At 72.6% G+C, this 16,850-nt stretch carries 17 protein-coding genes and 1 other RNA gene; 5 read left to right on the forward strand and 13 right to left on the reverse strand.

Annotated elements, in window-relative coordinates; genetic code table 11:
- Position 1: 1 nt before the first annotated feature.
- Entirely contained in the window at positions 2 to 460 is a 459-nt protein-coding gene (gene ndk, locus VEL82_03950) for a nucleoside-diphosphate kinase (protein ID HXW67014.1), read from the reverse strand.
- Positions 461 to 624: 164 nt separating this feature from the next.
- On the opposite strand from ndk, the gene VEL82_03955 reads away from it, so the two are divergent.
- Positions 625 to 1,401 carry a class I SAM-dependent methyltransferase gene (locus tag VEL82_03955; protein HXW67015.1) on the forward strand — a complete coding sequence of 259 codons (777 nt, stop codon included), beginning with the start codon at positions 625 to 627 and terminating at the stop codon, positions 1,399 to 1,401.
- 7 nt (positions 1,402 to 1,408) lie between these two features.
- Here VEL82_03955 and VEL82_03960 read toward each other — a convergent pair whose 3' ends face one another.
- From VEL82_03960 to VEL82_03990, 7 genes are all read right to left on the reverse strand, one after another.
- Positions 1,409 to 1,936 (reverse strand): PD-(D/E)XK nuclease family protein, encoded by a 528-nt coding sequence (locus tag VEL82_03960; GenBank protein ID HXW67016.1) that lies wholly within the window; start codon positions 1,934 to 1,936, stop codon positions 1,409 to 1,411.
- Positions 1,918 to 2,178: a hypothetical protein gene (locus VEL82_03965; protein ID HXW67017.1), complete on the reverse strand. Its 261-nt coding sequence runs from the start codon at positions 2,176 to 2,178 to the stop codon at positions 1,918 to 1,920. Before VEL82_03965 ends, VEL82_03960 begins: the two co-directional genes overlap by 19 nt.
- Positions 2,179 to 2,250: 72 nt before the next feature.
- Positions 2,251 to 2,670, reverse strand: a complete 420-nt coding sequence (locus VEL82_03970; GenBank protein HXW67018.1) for a 50S ribosomal protein L24e — start codon at positions 2,668 to 2,670, stop codon at positions 2,251 to 2,253.
- Positions 2,671 to 2,679: 9 nt separating this feature from the next.
- Entirely contained in the window at positions 2,680 to 2,892 is a 213-nt protein-coding gene (locus tag VEL82_03975; GenBank protein ID HXW67019.1) for a 30S ribosomal protein S28e, read from the reverse strand.
- A 22-nt stretch (positions 2,893 to 2,914) separates the two neighbouring features.
- The gene (rpl7ae, locus tag VEL82_03980; GenBank protein ID HXW67020.1) at positions 2,915 to 3,286 is read right to left on the reverse strand and encodes a 50S ribosomal protein L7Ae; all 372 of its coding nucleotides are present in this window, start codon (positions 3,284 to 3,286) and stop codon (positions 2,915 to 2,917) included.
- Between the two features lie 73 nt (positions 3,287 to 3,359).
- Entirely contained in the window at positions 3,360 to 4,004 is a 645-nt protein-coding gene (locus VEL82_03985; GenBank protein HXW67021.1) for a dienelactone hydrolase family protein, read from the reverse strand.
- A gap of 33 nt (positions 4,005 to 4,037) precedes the next feature.
- A complete protein-coding gene (locus VEL82_03990) occupies positions 4,038 to 5,102 on the reverse strand; it encodes a tyrosine--tRNA ligase (protein ID HXW67022.1) in 1,065 nt (354 codons plus the stop codon).
- Positions 5,103 to 5,227: 125 nt separating this feature from the next.
- On the opposite strand from VEL82_03990, the gene VEL82_03995 reads away from it, so the two are divergent.
- The 3 genes from VEL82_03995 (at position 5,228) to VEL82_04005 (ending at position 8,232) form a co-directional block, all read left to right on the forward strand.
- Positions 5,228 to 7,480 carry an ATPase domain-containing protein gene (locus VEL82_03995; protein HXW67023.1) on the forward strand — a complete coding sequence of 751 codons (2,253 nt, stop codon included), beginning with the start codon at positions 5,228 to 5,230 and terminating at the stop codon, positions 7,478 to 7,480.
- A 64-nt stretch (positions 7,481 to 7,544) separates the two neighbouring features.
- An RNA gene (ffs, locus tag VEL82_04000) (signal recognition particle sRNA) lies at positions 7,545 to 7,857 on the forward strand.
- Positions 7,858 to 7,935: 78 nt separating this feature from the next.
- Positions 7,936 to 8,232: a hypothetical protein gene (locus tag VEL82_04005; protein ID HXW67024.1), complete on the forward strand. Its 297-nt coding sequence runs from the start codon at positions 7,936 to 7,938 to the stop codon at positions 8,230 to 8,232.
- 33 nt (positions 8,233 to 8,265) lie between these two features.
- Here the strand turns inward: VEL82_04005 and VEL82_04010 are convergent, their stop codons facing one another.
- Positions 8,266 to 8,721, reverse strand: coding sequence for an acyl-CoA thioesterase (locus VEL82_04010; protein ID HXW67025.1), 456 nt, complete (start codon positions 8,719 to 8,721; stop codon positions 8,266 to 8,268).
- Positions 8,722 to 8,876: 155 nt separating this feature from the next.
- On the opposite strand from VEL82_04010, the gene VEL82_04015 reads away from it, so the two are divergent.
- Positions 8,877 to 10,169 carry a serine hydroxymethyltransferase gene (locus VEL82_04015; GenBank protein ID HXW67026.1) on the forward strand — a complete coding sequence of 431 codons (1,293 nt, stop codon included), beginning with the start codon at positions 8,877 to 8,879 and terminating at the stop codon, positions 10,167 to 10,169.
- Here VEL82_04015 and VEL82_04020 read toward each other — a convergent pair.
- From VEL82_04020 to VEL82_04035, 4 genes are all read right to left on the reverse strand, one after another.
- Positions 10,166 to 12,946 (reverse strand): hypothetical protein, encoded by a 2,781-nt coding sequence (locus VEL82_04020; protein HXW67027.1) that lies wholly within the window; start codon positions 12,944 to 12,946, stop codon positions 10,166 to 10,168. The genes VEL82_04015 and VEL82_04020 overlap by 4 nt on opposite strands.
- 117 nt (positions 12,947 to 13,063) lie before the next feature.
- Positions 13,064 to 13,600, reverse strand: coding sequence for an RNA 2',3'-cyclic phosphodiesterase (thpR, locus tag VEL82_04025; GenBank protein HXW67028.1), 537 nt, complete (start codon positions 13,598 to 13,600; stop codon positions 13,064 to 13,066).
- A 9-nt stretch (positions 13,601 to 13,609) separates the two neighbouring features.
- Positions 13,610 to 16,168 (reverse strand): hypothetical protein, encoded by a 2,559-nt coding sequence (locus VEL82_04030; GenBank protein HXW67029.1) that lies wholly within the window; start codon positions 16,166 to 16,168, stop codon positions 13,610 to 13,612.
- Entirely contained in the window at positions 16,155 to 16,475 is a 321-nt protein-coding gene (locus VEL82_04035) for a hypothetical protein (protein ID HXW67030.1), read from the reverse strand. Before VEL82_04035 ends, VEL82_04030 begins: the two co-directional genes overlap by 14 nt.
- Between the last annotated feature and the right edge of the window lie 375 nt (positions 16,476 to 16,850).

Genomic DNA, 16,850 nt, shown 5'->3' on the forward strand with positions numbered 1-16,850 from the left:
GCTAGAAGTACTCCTCGCCGATGCGCGAGTAGCCGAGGAACTCCTCGGGCGAGAAGTACAGCGCGAGCTCGCGGGCGGCGGACTCCAGCGAGTCGGAGGCGTGGACCAGGTTGGGCGTCAGCCCGAGGGCGAGGTCGCCCCGCACGGTCCCGGGCGCAGCGGTCTGGGGGTTCGTCGCTCCGGTCAGGAGCCGGACGACGGGTATCGCCGAGCGGCCCTCGAGGGCGATCGCGAAGACCGGCCCGGACGTGATGTGCTGGATCAGGGCCGGGTAGAACGGCTTGCCCTGGTGTTCGGCGTAGTGGCGCTGGGCCAGCTCCGGGGCGACGCGGAGGGTCTTGGCCGCGAGGATCTTGAGGCCCTTGCGCTCAAAACGGGTCAGGATCTCCCCGACGATACCGCGCTTCACGCCGTCGGGCTTGACCAGGACGAGGGTCCGCTCGAGGTTGCCTTCCGCCATCCCTCGGGCCGAATGCCGCCGGGGGGTAAGCCTTTCTGGCGACCGGCGCGCGGAGCCCGCGCTGGCCCTCGGCCGGGTCCGGCCCTCCCGCGACGCGCGGGAGCTCCTCGCGCCGGCCCGCCCCGCGACCCCAGGGATTTTCTCCCGCTCGGGCTCGGGCGATCATGTCCCGTTCCCGGGTCCCATCCGAGGTCCGCGGATTCGACACCGGCGCGGAGGCCTACGAGCGCGGCCGGCCTGACTACCCGGCACCGGCGGTGCGCCACCTGGGCCGCGTACTCGACCTCGGGCGCGGGCGGACGATCGTCGAGCTCGGGAGCGGCACGGGAAAGTTCACCCGAGCGCTCGCCCCTCTCGACGCGGCACGAATCGCCGTCGAGCCGATGGCCGGCATGCGTCGGGTATTCCGCCGGGCCGTGCCCGAGGTCCCGGTGCTCGACGGGACCGCGGAGGAGATCCCGCTGCCGAGCGGGTTGGCCGACGCGGTGGTCTGCGCGCAATCGTTCCACTGGTTCCGCACCCGGCCCGCCCTCCGCGAGATCGCCCGGGTGCTGCGCCCGAGCGGCGGGCTCGCCCTGATCTGGAACACGCGCGACGAGCGGCCCGCCTTCTCGCGCGGGATCTCGCAGATCGTCGCACGCTTCGGCTGGATGAGCCCGACCGAGCGGGAGGCCCGATGGAAGCCGGCGTTCCTCGCCGGCGGGCACCGGTTCGGGCGCCTGCACCGGCGCCGCTTCCCCCACATCCAATCGGGCTCGCGCGAGACGTTCGTCGCCCGAACGCTCTCGGTGAGCGCGATCGCTCGTCGACCACCGGCCCAGCGTCGGGCCGTGGCGCGGGCCGTCCGGCGGCTGCTGCGCCAGGACCCGACCCTCGCCGGCCACGAGACGGTCGAGCTACCGTACACCACCGAGGTCTACTGGGCGTTCCGGCGCGGTTGAGTCCGGCCTAGGACCCCGGGGCCCTCGCATCGCACACCTCGCGCCAGCCGCAGCGCGCGCACTTCGCCGGCGAGGGCGTCGCCCGCCCGTCGTACGGCTCCGCGAGCGCGGCGCGCAGCCGCACGACCTCCGCGCGGGCGATGGGTGTCCACGGCAGCCGGAACTCCTGGCCGTCGCCGTAGCGGAGCAGTCCGTACGGAGGCGGACGGCCGGTCGTCTCCTCGATCAGGAGCAGGTAGGCCTCCAGCTGGACCCGGTGCGACGGCGGGGGTCCTCGGGCCGGGGCGTCGCGCGTCTTGAGCTCGATGGGGACGAGGCGCCCGTCCGGCAGCCGCCGGATCTCGTCGGGCCGGCCGGCGAGTCGGTACCGGGGCGAGCGCAGGGTGAGCGCCGCGCCCGCGTCGATCGCCACGAGGGCGCCGACGGCTGCCTCCCGTCGGCGGGCGGCGAGCGCTCGGGCGGCGGTGATCGCCAGCGCGAGGCCGGCGAGCGCGACCCCGATCGCGGCGAGGGTGTCTACGGATGGAAGATCCATGCCAGCGCCCCGACGACGAGCAGGACCCCCAGGACGAGGGCGCCCCAGTAGGCGACCCCGTGTTCCGCCCGCCGCCGCTCCGCGGCGAGCGTGCGGGCGTGGTAGCGCGCGCCGGACCGGGCGCGCCGGCCCGAGCCGCGCGCCGGTCCCTCGGGCGGCGGATGGTCCCGGTAGAAGTGGGCCCGGGGGCAGTAGGCGTACTCGGCGAGGTCCGACGCCGATACCCACTCGGGACCGTCCATCGGTCCGGTAGCGGAGCGGATCCGCCCTTACCGATTCCCCTCGACCGGCAGCGCACCGGCGACGCGACGCACTCAGGCGTCCTTCGGCGCCGGCTCCGCGTCCGCCTTCTTCTTCGGGCGCGCGCGGGGCTTCGCGGCCGGCGGGGCGGGCGGTGGCGTCGCCGCGGGGACCGTCGGCTCCGCCGGCGCGGTCACCTCCGCGGCCGGCACGGGCGCCGCGGCGGTGGGGGGGCGTTGGCGCCGGGGCCGCGCCTTGTGGGGCGGCGCCGAGGCCGCCGCCGGGGCGGTGGCGCTCGAGCGCTCGTCGGCCTTCTTGAGCGCGTGCGCCCGCGTCCACTTGAACCGGTGGCCGACGCGTCCGAGATGGAGCTGCTGCTTGCGGCAGGAGCCGGAGCAGAAGTGGAAGACGCTCCCGTCGCGTTTGACGAACATCGAGCCGGTGCCGGGCTCGATCTCCTGGGCGCAGAACGAGCACTGGCGCTTGACGACCATGGCGCCTCGCTAGCGGACGGAGAGCTTGCGCGCCTCGCGCGCCGTCTCCCTCAGGATCAGCACATCGCCGAGCCGGATGGGACCGGCGACGTTGCGGGTGATGATCTTGCCGCGATCGCGGCCGGCGAGGACCCGGACCTTCACCTGGGTCGCCTCCCCCGCCATCCCCGTGCGGCCGACCAGCTCGACGACCTCGGCCGGCGAGCCCTTGTCCTCCGGCATCGCTCCTCCCCCGGCGCGTTCGCTACTTCTTCAGGGTCGGGAAGCTGGACGCGAGCTCCTCGAGCAGCGACTTCGCCTCGCCCGCCTCGACGATCGCGACGCTCGCGGCGGACTTCGAGAGACCGGCGGACTGTCCCAGCCGCTGCTTCTTGGGGACGTAGACGTACGGGATCCGCTTCTCCTCGCAGAGCATCGGGACGTGGACCAGGATCTCGACCGGGTCGACGTCCTCGGCCATCACGACGAGCTTCGCCTCGGCGCGCTCGCTCGACTTCGTCACTTCGTTCGTGCCGACACGCACCTTGCCGGTCTCGCTCGCGATCTGCACGAGCTGGAGGGCCTTGTCGGCGATGTCGCTCGGGGTCTCGAACCGTACGTAGATCGGTCGTGCCATGGGCTGCCTCGCATCAGCGGGCCCGAGGAGGGCCCTCTGCTCACGGGTGGGGCCTCCCTACGAACTCCGCTATTTAACGATGCGCGGCCACCTCGCCGAGGAACTCGAGCGTGCGCTGCCAAGCGCGTGCGGCGGTCGCCGGGTCGTGGCCCTCCCAGCCCGGTCGGTGGAAGGCGTGGCGGACGCCGGGATACAGCTCGACCGTGGCGCGCTTCTTCCAGCGCGCCGCGGCGGGCAAGAGCTCGGCGAACGCCCAGGGCGTGACGCGCTCGTCCTCGCTCGCGAGGATCAGGAGCGCCGGCCCACTGAGCCCCGCCACGTCGTCCGCCCGGTCGATGCGACCGTAGTAGTCGACCACGAACTGGAACGGCCGCTGGGTCGCGGCATACAGCGCGTAGCCGCCCCCCATGCAGAAGCCGAGCGTCCCGATCCGCGCGTGCGGCACGAGGCGGCGCTGGACCGCGATCCGCGCCTCGTCGATCCGCGCGAGGACCCCCTCATCGGTGAGGTTCGAGCGCAGACGCAGCGCCGCCTCTAGGTCCGTGGCCTGCTGACCGCCGTACAGATCGACCGTCGTCGCCGGATAGCCGGAGTGGGCGAGCGACTCGGCGACCGAGCGCACGTAGCCATCGCGACCGAACACCTCGTGGACGACGACGACGCCGAGGGAGCCCTTCTCCCCGAACACCTCGGGTGCCCCGGCGCTCCCGGCCGCCACGGATCCGTCCCGGACGCCCAGACTCGCCCTCGCTCAAATGCTCGCACCCGGCGCGCGGAACGAGGCCGGGCCGAGCTCCGGGTGCGCCGAGAAGTAGGCGCGCGGCCGCGCGACCAGTCGCGCGAGCGCGGACGCGAGCGCGCCCTTCACGTCCTGCGGGTGGAGCGAGCCCGCCCGCCAGGCCTCCGTGAACGCCGCCGCGGTCTCGAAGGTCACGGGGCCACCGTGCGCGGCTCGCCGATCGATCGCGAAGCGGGACTCCCACGGGAAGACGATGTAGCGCACGGCCTCGACCACGGGGTTCCCATCGACCTCCTTCGGTGGGCAGAAGGCGCCCGCGACGCGCTCGCGGATCTCGTCCTCCGGGGCGGTCAGCGGGATCGAGGTGCCGGGGTCCGACTTCGACATCTTTCGCTCGGTCGTCCCCTCGCTCGGGTCCATCCGGCCCCCGCCCTTGAGCGAGGAGAGCAGCGGGGTGTGGATCGCCGTCGGGACCGGCCAACCATAGTGGTGGGCGACCTCGCGCGCCAGCACATGGGCGCGCCGCTGGTCGAGACCCCCGTAGGCGATCTCGACCGGGAGCTCGAAGATGTCCGCCGCCTGCATCGACGGGTAGAACAGCTTGGCGGAGTCGAGGTTCGTCTCCGACTCGTCCCGGCCCATGATCGACATCGCCCGCTTCGTGCGCGCCAGCGAGGTCGCCTTCGCGACCCGAACGACCCGCGCCCAGTAGTCCGAGCGACCGGTGAGTTCGTGCGCCCAGCGGAAGCGCACGCGCTCGGGGTCCGCGCCGAGCGACGTGAACGCGGCCTGCATGTACCGGCCGCACGCCTCGATGCGGGCGAGGTCGCCGCCGAGCTTGTCGTTGATCCAGGCGTGCCAGTCGGCGAGGAAGACGGTGACGTCGCAGCCGGCGTCGGCGAGGTCGAGGACCTTGCGCGCCGTGATCAGGTGGGCGATGGTGAAGCTGCCGGACGGCTCGAAGCCGATGTAGGCGCGCGGCCGTTGGACGCGCGCGAAGAGCGCGGTGACCTCCTCCGGGGTCAGGACCTCGGCGGTGTCCCGGACGACTCGATCGACCCGCGCGTCACGGTCCATGGGCCCGGGGAACGGATTGCCTATTTATCGCGTGGTCGCCGGCGCCGCCCGGTCGCCGAGGGGCCCGGCCGTCGGTGATATATATTAAGACCCCGCGGCGAGCTAGTACGATTCCCTAGCTCTCCATGAACGACGGCGCGGCGGAGGGGATCTCGGCTCCGAGCGCCTCCGTCCGAACGGCCGACGCCGGCGCGCTCGCGAAGGCGCTCGGCGTGGGAACGGACACGGCGGAGACGCTGATCGCCGCGGGCTACGCCTCGACCGAGCAGGTCCGCGGGATGTCGGAGAGCGCGCTCGAGCAGCTCGGCGTGGCGACCGCCGACGTCGAACGGATCCGCCACCCGGAGCCGGGCGGGGCCACCGGGGCCCCGGTCGTCGACCCCGATCGGATCGTCGAACGCTGGGCGGGGACGGTCCGCAAGGCGGAGCGCCCGCGACGGCGGCGGGTCACGATCCCGTCGAAGGGCTCGACGGACACGCTGCGCAAGTGGGTCGATGGGGACGACGGGGCGCTCGAGGAGTGGATTCAGTCGAGCGAGACCCCGCGGGCGTCGACCGGCCCGGCCGCCGTCCCGACGCACCGCTTCGAGACCGCGGAGCCCGGGCGCGCGCGACCGGACGCGGCCGCCACACCGGTCCTCGAGCGAGAGGAGACCGTCGTGCGCTGGCTCACCGGTCTGCTCGACCGCGTCAAGACCGACCAGTTCGATCCCTCCGCCCTGATCCAGGAGTCCCAGGATCTCCAGCGGCAGTTGTTCGACGAGCGCACGAAGCGCAAGCAGCTCGAAGAGGAGGTCGAGCACGTGAAGCGGGGCTCGATCGCGGTCATCAAGTACGTGCGCTCGCACGAGGCGAAGGAGCGCGAGGTCGCCGTCCGGGCGAAGGACGACGAGATCGCGGAGATGAAGCTGCGGCTCCTCGCCCTGGAGGGGGCGGAGTCGTCGCCCGAGCGCGCGGCGGTGCCGGCCCCCGCCGGTGGCCCGAGCGCTCGCCCCACCCCCGAGGCGATCGAGAAGGCCTCCCGCGAACTCGAGGGCCGCCTGCGCGAAGAGTTCTCCGAGCGCGAGCACGCCTACATCGAGCGAGAGACCGACCTGCGTCGCCGCTCGGTCCAGCTCGAGAGCGAGGTGCGCAACCTCCATGCGGAGCTCGAGCGCTCGCGCGAGCGCGGAGAGATCCTCGCGGGGAACAGCGCGGCGATCGGGGCGAGCGTCGACCAGCGGCTGAAGGAGGTCGACCAGCGCGAGCGCGATCTGCTCGCCCGCGAGAACGAGCTGCGCACCCGCTTCGAGGAGATCCGGATCCACGCGGACGAGATCGATCGACGCCGCTCGCCCCTCGAGGTCAAGGAGCGGGAGCTCGCCGTCACCGACCAGCAGCTCCAGGCGCGTCAGCAGGCGCTCGACTCGGAGGCGCGACGAATCGAGGGGCTCCGCCAGGACCTCGCCGGCTCCGGTGGCGCCAACGCCTCGGAGGAGGCGCGCCGGGTCGAGGCGCTGCTCGGGGAGCTCCGTTCGAAGGAGGAGCTCCTGAGGGCCCGCGAGGCCGTGATCGCGAAGCGCCAGGCCGAGCTCGAGAAGCTCGCGTTGCGCGGCTCCTCGGCGGAATCGGACTCGAGCGCCCCCGAGCCGGCACCGACCGCCGAGGTGAAGGTCAAGAGCGGGATCCGGCGGCTCGACGACCTGCTCTACGGTGGCTTCCCGGTCGCGACGCAGCTCCTGATCAACGGACCGGCGCACACGGGCAAGGACGTGCTCGCGCGCCTGTTCTCGGTCGAGGGCCTCCGGCTCGACATCCCCTCGATCTGGGTCGTCACCGACTCGACCTGGAACCAGGTCCGCGACGATCTCGCGGCGCTCTATCCGAAGTACGCCGACGCGGAGAAGGCCGGGATGGTCCGGTTCGTCGACCTCTACTCGCGCAGCGTCGTCGGCAGCCCGACGGCCGCCCCGGGCGTCCGGATGCTCTCGTCCACCGACAAGGGAGTGCTCGAGCAGATCGGCCAGATCGTCAACGGCTACTCCGAGGAGCTCAAGGAGAAGTTCTCGACCTACCGCCTGATCTTCGAGTCGGTGTCGACCGTCACGGCCTACCTCGACACCGCGTCGACGTTCCGCTTCCTCCAGCCGTTCATCGGCCGGCGCAAGATCGACCAGGCGGTCGCCTACTACGTGCTCGACCGGGGGATGCACTCGGACGCGGACCTCGAGACGCTCGAGCACATGGTCGACGGCTCGCTCAACTTGAAGGTCGAGCAGCTCAAGACGTTCCTCTCGGTCAAGGGCGTCGGCGAGACCCAGTCGCGGGCGTGGATCGGCTACACGTTCACCAAGCGCTCGCTCAACCTGGGCTCGTTCAGCCTCGACCACATCCGCTAGCGCCGTCGCCGCGAGCGCGGCGGGCGGTACGAACGGCTAAGTAGGGGCCCGACGGTCGATGCGCCGCTAGGCTGGACCGGGGGGTTGGGCGTCCCCTTACACACCGAAACCGTCCTTAGCGGGGGTGACAGGCAGGAGCGACGTTCGGGCGGGCAACGTGTCTCGCGTGGCCTCGTAGACGCTCTGTTCCGCTGGGCCGCGGGCACCGCGACGAGCGCTCGGAGGAGCGCCCTAGCGGTTATCCATCACGGGCACCGGGTTAGGTCCTGACGGGAGCAGCCTTACCGTGACCCGTCGACGCTGGCGGGGCGACGGGGCCGAGGGGTCCGCGGGGTCTCCACGCCGCCCATCCGAACGGCAATCCTGCCGGCCTAGCATGTCGCCCGATCGCCCCGCGGGGACGGGAGATTTAAGTAAGCGACCCGAGCGTTCTGCATCCGATAGCACGCGCGACGATGCATAGCTACCTCGACCTGTTCTTCTCGAGCGACGGCGTCTCGCCGCTCGAGATCTCCGACCGCCTGCGGGCCTCGGCCGGCCTCGCCTTCATCATCGGCCCGCACGACATCGCCTTCGAGTGGCACACGGTCGAGGAGTTCCGCGACAAGCTCTCGAGAGTGCACGCCGCGCTCCGCGGCACCGGCGCGTTCTACCGGATCGAGACCGTCAGCGACGAGCCCGGTTTCATCGAGCCGATCACCTGGCCCCCGCCGCCGATGGCCGGCCGGCATCCGACCCACCCGGGTTACTAGGCCCCCACCCCCCCGTTTCCACTGGAACCCACCCTACCAGCCCTCGGTCGCGGGGTCGATCGCGTCCCGCTCCAGGCGCGCGCGGCGATCGACGGGGATGGGCTTCTTCGCCCGGATCGCGTAGTCGTAGCAGACGATGACGGTCCGGCCCTGAGCCGTGACCGTGGTCGTGCCGTCGACGCAAAAGCGGTAGAGCAGCGCGAAGCTGGAGGTGCCCAGCGGACGGGCCGGGGCGACCTCGCCGAGCAGCGTGTCGCCGTAGCCGACCGGGGCTCGGTAGCGGCAGGCTGCCTCGGCGATGATGATGTCGAGGTGGCGGGGGTCCCGGGTACCGAGGAGCGAGAGGTAGTACTCGCAGCGCAGCGTCTCCATATAGGGAAAGTACGCCGCGTGGTTGAGGTGGTTGAGGACGTCGAGATCGTGGTACGGTACGACGAAGCGACGGCGGACCGGCCAGGGCGCCGCGGACGTCACTATCTCCGGGGACATCGCGCGGCGCGGACGCCCACGGCCCATATATGGCCACGAGGGGCTGGGGGCCCCGCGCGAGCCGTCGCACGGCCGCCACGAGCATGACCCCCGCGGCGCAGGACTCCACTGGAAACCGGGGGGTGGGTGAGGCGACCGCGCCCGCCAGCGAGGGGATGGCGGCCGTCGTCGCCCGCGTGCGCGAGACCACCCGTCGCCACTCGGCCCGCTTCGAGCGGGCAATCCCGCTCATCGCGAGCGAGAACCTGCTCTCGCCCTACGCCAAGGAGCTCCTGATCAGCGATCTCCACTCGCGCTACGCCGAGGGACTTCCGGGGGAGCGCTACTACGAGGGCAACGAGCAGGTCGACGAGATCGAGACGACGTGCCTGGCCCTCGCGCGACGCGTGTTCCGCTGCTCGTTCGCGGACGTGCGACCGATCTCGGGGACGGTGGCGAACCTCGCCGTCCTCAAGGCGCTCGGCGAGCCCGGCGACCTGGTCGGAACGAGCCGCCTCGCCGACGGCGCCCACATCTCCAGCGCCTCGTTCGGCGCCTTCGGCCTGCGCGGCGTGAAGCCGGTCTACTACGCGTGGGACGCGGAGCGGATGACGATCGACGTCGCGCGCACGCGCGAGATCCTGCGGGCCGTCCGACCGAAGCTGTGCCTGTTCGGCCTGTCGCTCTTCCTGTTCCCGTTGCCGATCGAGGAGCTCCGTCCCACGCTCGAGGAGATCGGCGCCCGGGGCTGGTACGATGGCGCCCACGTCCTCGGGCTGATCGCCGGCGGCGAGTTCCAGGACCCGCTGCGCGAGGGCTGCCAGGTGATCAGCGCGTCGACGCACAAGACCCTCCCGGGCCCCCAGCACGGGATCCTGCTCGGCGACGGCCTCGACGCGGAGGCGACCAGGCGCCTGCAGTCCGGCGCGTTCCCCGGCGTCACGAGCAACCACCACCTCAACGCGATGGCGGCCCTCGCCGTGAGCCTCGCCGAGCAGCTCGAATTCGGCCGGGACTACGCCCGGCAGACGGTCGCCAACGCCCGCGCTCTCGCGCAGGCGCTCCACGACCGGGGTTTCGACGTCCTGGCGGCCGACCTCGGCTTCACCCGCTCGCACACGATCGCGCTCCGCGTCGAGCACGAGGGAGGCGGCGAGGACGTCGCGCGACGGCTCGCCGCCAGCGGGATCATCTCGAACAAGAACCTGCTGCCCGGCGACAAGAGCCCGAAGCACCCCGGCGGGATCCGGCTCGGCACGCCCGAGGTCACCCGGGTCGGCATGCGCGAGGCGGAGATGGCCCGCATCGCCGAGCTGTTCGACGACCTGTTGCATCGCGGTCGGCCGCCGGAGGCCGTGGCGAGCGCCGCCGCCGAGCTCAAGCGCGACTTCACGACGCTGCGCTACTGCTTCGCCGCCGGCGAGGCCGCCTACCGCTACTACGACCTGGTCGGGCGGGACCCCGCCTAGGGCTCGCCCTCGTCGTCGCGCTCGGCCCGCCGCCGCTCCGCGCGCTCGTACTCGGCCGGATCGAACGTGACCCGGGGGCCCGGGTCCGATGGCCCTCCGAGGGAGAACCAGGGTCGTCCGTCTCCGCCGATCGTCGCCCGCAGGCTACCATCGGTCACGAGAGACGCGACCCACTCCGCCAGTTCGGCCGGCGCAGGGGCGGGACGCCACGCGGCGGCGAGACCGGCGAGGTCGATCGGGCCCTCGCGCGCGACGAGCTCGAGGACGTCCTCCCGGCCCTCGGCGAGTCGCCGCAGCGCCGACTCCTCGTCATCGCGGGCCGCCGGGTCCGATCCGCGCCGGGCGCGTCGTACGGAGAGGGCTCCGACCGACCCGGCGACCGTCACCGCCGCCCCGAGGACGGCGAGGCCGAACGCGATCGGGGCGGCCGTTACCGATGGGAACACGATCGGCGGGAGGAGCGCCTCCCCCGCACCATCGGTGACCGTGATGGTCGCGGCGACGTCGTACGGTACGCTATAGTTCACCCAGACCGCGGTGAGCCCGGCATCCTCCTCGATCACGGGGACCTCGGCCGCCTGCACGCGGCCACCGAGCGCTTCGGTCACGGTGATCATGGCGCCGGAGGCCGGGTTGCCGAAGCAGTCCTCGACGCGCCAGAGGGTGTCGCTCGCCCGGGGTCCGAGAGAAGCCACGGCGGGGTCGAAGAGCCGGAGATGATCGATATCGGGCAGGATCGTGACGTTGACCGTGTCCGATGGTTCGGCGAGGCCGGTGGCGACCGTGAGCTCGATCGCGAGGGCGCCGGCCGAGGGCGAGGCGATGCTGACGTCGAGCGCGCCAGCGATCCACGCGGAGGCCGGGACCTCGAACCAGCCGGGCACCGGGCTGGCGAGCGGGCCGAGGCCCGAGGCGTTGACCCAGCCGGCCACCGCCGGTCCGTCTCCGGCCCCGGCGAGCTCGATCTCGGCCGGCGAGGAGAAGTCGCGCACGGGTGCGCCGGCGGCATCCACCGCCTGCCAGCTGAGCGGCAGCGGGGCGCCCGCGCGCAGCGATTCCGTCGGCGGGTAGAGGGAGGGGACGATCGCGCTCGCGAGCCCCACGGCCACGGAGAGGCTCGCGCTCTGGGATGCCCCGGAGGCGAGCGCATCCACGACCGTGAGCGTCACCGTGAGGTAGCCCGGCGCCGGCGGGACGAGCGTCGCATTGAGGGTGCCGTCCTCGTCCAGCGTCCCCGTGAGGAAGGCGCTCGACAGGCCGGTCGCGTTCCACCAGTAGTGGAGGGGCAAGAGGCCACCGGAGACGTCCGCCTGCAGGGTCAACGCGACCCCCGCGGAAGCGTTCACGGCCGGGAGCTCGAGTGCGAGCGAGAGCGGCTCGGCGATGCGCACGAGCGCTCGAGCGCTCGCGTTGGCGCCGGCCCCATCGATCGCCCAGGCGAGCGCCGGGTAGTCGCCCGCCGCCGCGTAGCTCTCGTCGAACGTCCAGCTCGGGCCCGGAGTCGTTTGGCACGTCAGCGCGCCGGCCCCGCTCGCGAGGCACGCCTCGGAGTAGGGCGCCGTCCCCGCGCCGCTCGCGGCCATCAGCGCGATGGCGAGCGTCGTCCCGACGTAACCGCTCGGTGAGGGGGTGACGAACTGGAGGGATGGCAAGGGATTGACCGTGAGATCGGGCAGGGTCCAAGAGGCGCTCGACGCGTCGTTGGAGAGCGTCAGCACCGGCTGGGCGACGCCCGAGCGATCGTAGCTGAGGTTCGTCGCGCAGGCGAGGGAGACGGCTCCCCCGGAGGCGTTCTCGGTGGAGCACGGAACGCCGAGCGCGGCTTCGCCGAGCCCCGGGGCGAGCGCCGCCGAGTACGAGTAGCCGTCGGCGCCCGAGCCCGAGAGCGTCACGTCGACCGGCTGGCCCACGTCGATCACCGTCCGGTTGAGCCCGGCCGACGCGATCGTGGTGGGTACCGCGATCAGGGTGACGCTCGCGGGCGGGGTGACGAGCTCGCCCGTGACGCTCGCGAGCTTCGCGACCACCGTCAGGTTTCCGAGCGCGGCGCCCGGGGCCGCGGTGACGTTGACGCTCGGACCGTCCGCCGGCCCGGCGAAGGTCCATCCGGCACCGGACAGGCTCCAGGAGAACTCCGGCTCGACGGGGCTCGCGCCGCCCAGCGCGCTCGCCGGATCGGCGTGGAGCGGGTCGAGCGCCTCGGAGCTGTACGTCAGGGCCGGACCGGCGGGTGTGAGCGCGACGGACGCGAGGTCCGCGTAGTAGGTGATCGCGAACGTGGTGCCATTGCGCGCGACCTCAGGCTCGTAGCCGGCCGGATTGGGATCGAGCGGGGTCAGGTTCACCGCGACGTACGGTCCGGAGGTGAGGTTGCAATACTCCGACCCGTCCGGGAGAGGACTGCACGATCGCAACGGAGTGGCGAGGATCGTGAAGTTGAACGCCCCGGACGGTCCGACGCTTGTCGACCCGCCGTCGACGACGCAGGTTTCGGTCTGGTGGGGGTTTCCCTGAACTCCGGAGACCACGGTCGCGTCGTAGGAGTAGTTCGCGGCACCGGTGGGGACGAAGGACGAACCGACGATCGACACCGTGCCGGCGTATCCGTGGGGGAGGGGGTTTCCCGGGCAGGGGCCGGTGGAGTCGGCAGGGGCGAGGCGAGCCGCGGGAGCCCCGACGGAGGCCGGCGTCCCCGACCCCGACGCGAGGACCGCGAGCAGCGAGATCGCCAGCATCGCGGCCAGCGCGATCGCAACCGCAGCGCGTTGGGCGGGCACCCGGCCTCCGTCCCGCGACCTCGCGTCGCGGGGGGGACCGAGCGACCCGGTGCCGCAAAATAGTATCGATTCGGGCCAACGGCGCCGGAGGGAGTGAACGGTGCCGCCGGCGACGGGCTACCCATCGGCCGCTCGGCCGCTGAGCGTGAATGATCGTAGCGTCCGATGCTGCGCGCCGCGAGCGAAGAGGATGCTCTCCTTCAGCTGCACCTCGCTCACGTGCACCGAACGAGGTGGCGGTTCGAGCTCGAGTCCCTCCAGCAGCGCGGAGGCGCGTTCCCGCTCGGCGCCGCTGCGCACGCGAAAGAGCGTCACGTGGGGGACGAACTCGCCGGGCTCGGGTGCGAACCCCACGCCCTCGAGCGCGGCTCCGACCGCGCCGGCGAGTTCCACGAGCTCGGCGCGTCCGTCGGTCACGCCGACGTAGATCACGCGGGGCCGGTGCGCGGACGGGAAGGCCCCCACTCCCGAGAGTCGGAACTCGAAGGGGGCGATGGAATCGATCGCGGGACCCAGGGCGCCGGCAATGGGCTCCACCCGCTCCGGTGCGATCTCGCCGAGGAACTTGAGCGTCAGGTGGGTCGGGGCGGGGAGGGTCGAGGAAGGCGGGGCCGGGACCGCTCCCCCGACGTCGATCGCCACGAAGGCGCGCACGTCCCCCGGCTAGGCTTCGGGTGAGATGAGGGGAGCGTGCCCGATCGCGGGTAGGACCCAGACCGAGGCCCGGCGGGGCTCGGCGTGCCATCGCGCGAGCGACGCGCGCACGCGGCGCGCGTGCGCGCAGGTCCCCACCACGAACAGCACGAACGCCCCGACCGATCGCGCCTTCGTCCAACCCCGGTGGATCCGCTCCGGTCGGAGGGCCCCCGTCACCTCGGCCTCGATGTTCACATCGCGGCCTCCGAAGTATCGCCACGCCCAGCCCGAGCGGACCCGGTCGATCGTCTCCGCGAGGTCGACCGGCGTTCGTGCTCGGGCGTCCGATCCCAGTTGTCGAAAGCGCGCATCCGGCAGCGTCGTGTCGAATCGACCCTGACGCACGATCTCGATCCGATAACCGCGACGAGCGAAGACGCGGAACGTCGCGATCAACAGTCGGCGGTGCTCGGCGCTCTCTCGACTGGCCCCCGTGGGGCTCGAGAGCCCGAGGGCGCGGCGACCGCCGGCGCTCAGACCGAGTCGGCCCGACTCCCCGTGGACCCACCCCCGGGAACGGAGTGTGCGAAGACCGTCCCATAGGAGTGCCGGGTCGATCGCCGGACCGGGTAACGAACCCGCACGTTCGACGGAGTCGCCCTCGCCGATCCCCAGTCCCTCCTCTTCTGCGCCGAGCAGGGCCAGCAGGAGCCGCTCGACCGCCGGCTCCTGCTCCTCCAAGGGGGTCGGTCGGTCGAGGGCGCCGAATTCCCGACGGGCGCGGTCCCGCGCATCGATCCAGGGCGCGTCCTCCGACGCGAGCGGCGGGCCCTCGGGCGCGATCGGGTCGAGCCGACCGGTCTCGGGATCGAGCGCGATCCCGTGCCCGGCGGGCAGTCGCGAGAAGATCCGCTCGGCGAACGGCGGCGACAGCCCGAGCCAGAGCCCGACCTCGGCTGCCGAGCGGGGTGGGACCCGGAAGGCCACGAGCCCCGTGGCCGCTCCGGCGGCGGCCGCACGCAGCTCGGGCGCCATCCGCTCCGGATACTGCGTCGCGACGACCGCCCGGAAGCCGTACTTGCGCCCCTCCCCGAGTAACTCGCTGACCAGCGGGGGCGAGAATCCGTGCACCTCATCGAGCACGATGAGCACCCGTGACCGTGCCCCGTCGAGAGCCTCGCGATCGGCGAGGCCCAGGAAGAGTCGAGCGAGCACGAGCGTGCCCGCGAGCGTGGCCGCCTCGGGCCCGAGGCGGCGGAAGGGCAGGCGGACGAGGAGAGCGCGCCCCTCGGCGAGGAGGCGCTCGACCGGCAGACCACCGTCGGGCGGAGCGAGGAGATCGCGGAGAGACGGGACCAGGGCGATCTTCGAGAGGCGCGTGGCGGCCGACCAGAGGAAGTCGGGGCTCCGGCGCACGATCGGGCCCAGCTCTTCGAGGAAGCGGGCCAGCTCCGGACGCCGGGTCGTGAGGCGCGCCGCCTCGCGCCGCTCCTCGCGCGTGAGCAGGTCGTAGACGTCGACGATCGTTCCGCCCGACTCCTGCGCAAGCCGGACGAACGAGTCGAAGATCCGCTCCAGTCGAAACCCCCAGTACAGATCGCCGGACTCGGCGCTGAGCCGCTTGATCGCGGCCACCAGGACCGCCGCGGCGCGGTCGTCCGCCGTGCTCGAGGGTAGCGCGGCGATTCCAGGGACGGGACGTTCCGTGGCGTCGATCGCGACCACCCGAGTGCGGGAGGCCGTGTCGAGCGCGGCCACGATCGCCGGCGTCAGATCCCCGTGGAGATCGAGCACGGCGGTGGCCTCTCCCCGCTGGATCGCCTCTACCGCGCGGCGGGCGAGATAGGTCGTCTTGCCGGCACCGGTCGAGCCGAGGACCACGGTGTGACCGCCGGCGGAACCCATCTCACGGCGGATCCCGACCCATCGGACCTCCGCGGTGCCCGCCAGGGACTCCCCGTCGAGCCGGGTCCACGCCCGCCCGTCCAGGCCCGCGAGCGACCGGCGACGCCAAGTCCGCGTGGCCCACCGGTGGGCGGGGCGCGCCTCACACGGCCGGCCCGACAGCATCGACCAGTCGTAGGCCATCGCCCGCGCGACGGAGCCGAACCGGTCGGCGCCATCGGATCCCTCGGAGGTGGCGAATCGGATCCGACGGCCCGCCACCAGGCCCCCGTGCGCGCCCCGCACCCAGAAGGTCTGCACTCCGAGCCATCCCTGAGGTCCGAGGAGTCGATCGAGGGTGGGAGGAAGGGGCGGCACCGGGGTCGGCGGTCCGGGGACGCCACCCTCGCTCGAGACGATCGACGCGATCCGATCGATGGTGGCCCGCGGAGGGTGCGGTGCCGGTCCCCCGGGATCGATGTCCACGTCACCGAAGGTGCCGGCGGGGCGGTGCCGGACCACGTCGAGGAGTCCCGCAGGCCGGACGGTGATCCACGGCACCGGGTCCGGCATCACGGTCTCGAAGACGGCCCCCGCCGGTCCCCCGACGGTCGAGATCGCGTGGGACAGCGCCCGGTACAGTTGACCGCGCAGGCGGAACGGAGCGCCGCAGCGCAGTCGGGCCGTGTCAGCCGACCGCACGGCATCCGTCCTGGCTCGCGCGCTCGACCAGTCGATCGATCTCGGTCCGTATCGACGGCAGTCGGTTGATCCGGGCGAACGTCCTCAGCGCGTCAGTGCTCGCGATCCGCACGACGACGCGATCGTACTCCCACAGGCGGATCCGCCAGAGAAGTCGACCGTCGGGCAAGCGGTAGAGTCGGGCGCGAGGACGATACGGGCCACCGAGCGGCAGCCGCAGCTGACCGAGGTAGCGGACCCGCGAAGCGGTTCGGGGTGGGCGCGGAAGGGGTTGGGAGGCGCTCAGCTCGATGCGAATCGCATCCACATTTCCACGAAATCCTCCCGCCTCCGGCGAGCCTCCCGGTCGGCGGGCGTATTGGCCGGCGCGATGGAGCCCTGGAATCAGCTCCGCCACCCTCCGACCGGCTCACCCCGCGGTCGGACCACCGCTGGGGGTTCGGAGGGAGGTGGTCCGGCCGATGGGCCGGGAACGCGCTAGTCGCCGACGCGACCCTGTCCGCGGCGTAACGCTGGGCCGGTCCGGCCGGGCATTCGCTCGCGGTGGGCGGCCACGAGGGTCCCGTTCGTCCTCGCGGCGACGCCGGCGGCTAGACGGTTAGGGCCCGCGCGGAGCGGAGCCGTGGGTGATGAACACCGACGGCCATCGACCGCTCGGAGCCCGGGGTCGGGTCAGGCACGC

Source organism: Thermoplasmata archaeon, from assembly GCA_035622275.1.
Taxonomy (GTDB): Archaea; Thermoplasmatota; Thermoplasmata; order Lutacidiplasmatales; family UBA184; genus Lutacidiplasma.

Excerpts from the sequence above, each read along its gene's own strand:
- VEL82_04015 (HXW67026.1), top strand. The coding sequence starts at position 8,877 with ATGGCGGCCGTCGTCGCCCGCGTGCGCGAGACCACCCGTCGCCACTCG.
- ndk (HXW67014.1), bottom strand. The coding sequence starts at position 460 with ATGGCGGAAGGCAACCTCGAGCGGACCCTCGTCCTGGTCAAGCCCGAC.
- VEL82_03960 (HXW67016.1), bottom strand. The coding sequence starts at position 1,936 with ATGGATCTTCCATCCGTAGACACCCTCGCCGCGATCGGGGTCGCGCTC.
- rpl7ae (HXW67020.1), bottom strand. The coding sequence starts at position 3,286 with ATGGCACGACCGATCTACGTACGGTTCGAGACCCCGAGCGACATCGCC.
- VEL82_03955 (HXW67015.1), top strand. The coding sequence starts at position 625 with ATGTCCCGTTCCCGGGTCCCATCCGAGGTCCGCGGATTCGACACCGGC.
- VEL82_03965 (HXW67017.1), bottom strand. The coding sequence starts at position 2,178 with ATGGACGGTCCCGAGTGGGTATCGGCGTCGGACCTCGCCGAGTACGCC.
- VEL82_03995 (HXW67023.1), top strand. The coding sequence starts at position 5,228 with ATGAACGACGGCGCGGCGGAGGGGATCTCGGCTCCGAGCGCCTCCGTC.
- VEL82_04010 (HXW67025.1), bottom strand. The coding sequence starts at position 8,721 with ATGTCCCCGGAGATAGTGACGTCCGCGGCGCCCTGGCCGGTCCGCCGT.
- VEL82_04005 (HXW67024.1), top strand. The coding sequence starts at position 7,936 with ATGCATAGCTACCTCGACCTGTTCTTCTCGAGCGACGGCGTCTCGCCG.
- VEL82_03970 (HXW67018.1), bottom strand. The coding sequence starts at position 2,670 with ATGGTCGTCAAGCGCCAGTGCTCGTTCTGCGCCCAGGAGATCGAGCCC.
- VEL82_03990 (HXW67022.1), bottom strand. The coding sequence starts at position 5,102 with ATGGACCGTGACGCGCGGGTCGATCGAGTCGTCCGGGACACCGCCGAG.
- VEL82_03975 (HXW67019.1), bottom strand. The coding sequence starts at position 2,892 with ATGCCGGAGGACAAGGGCTCGCCGGCCGAGGTCGTCGAGCTGGTCGGC.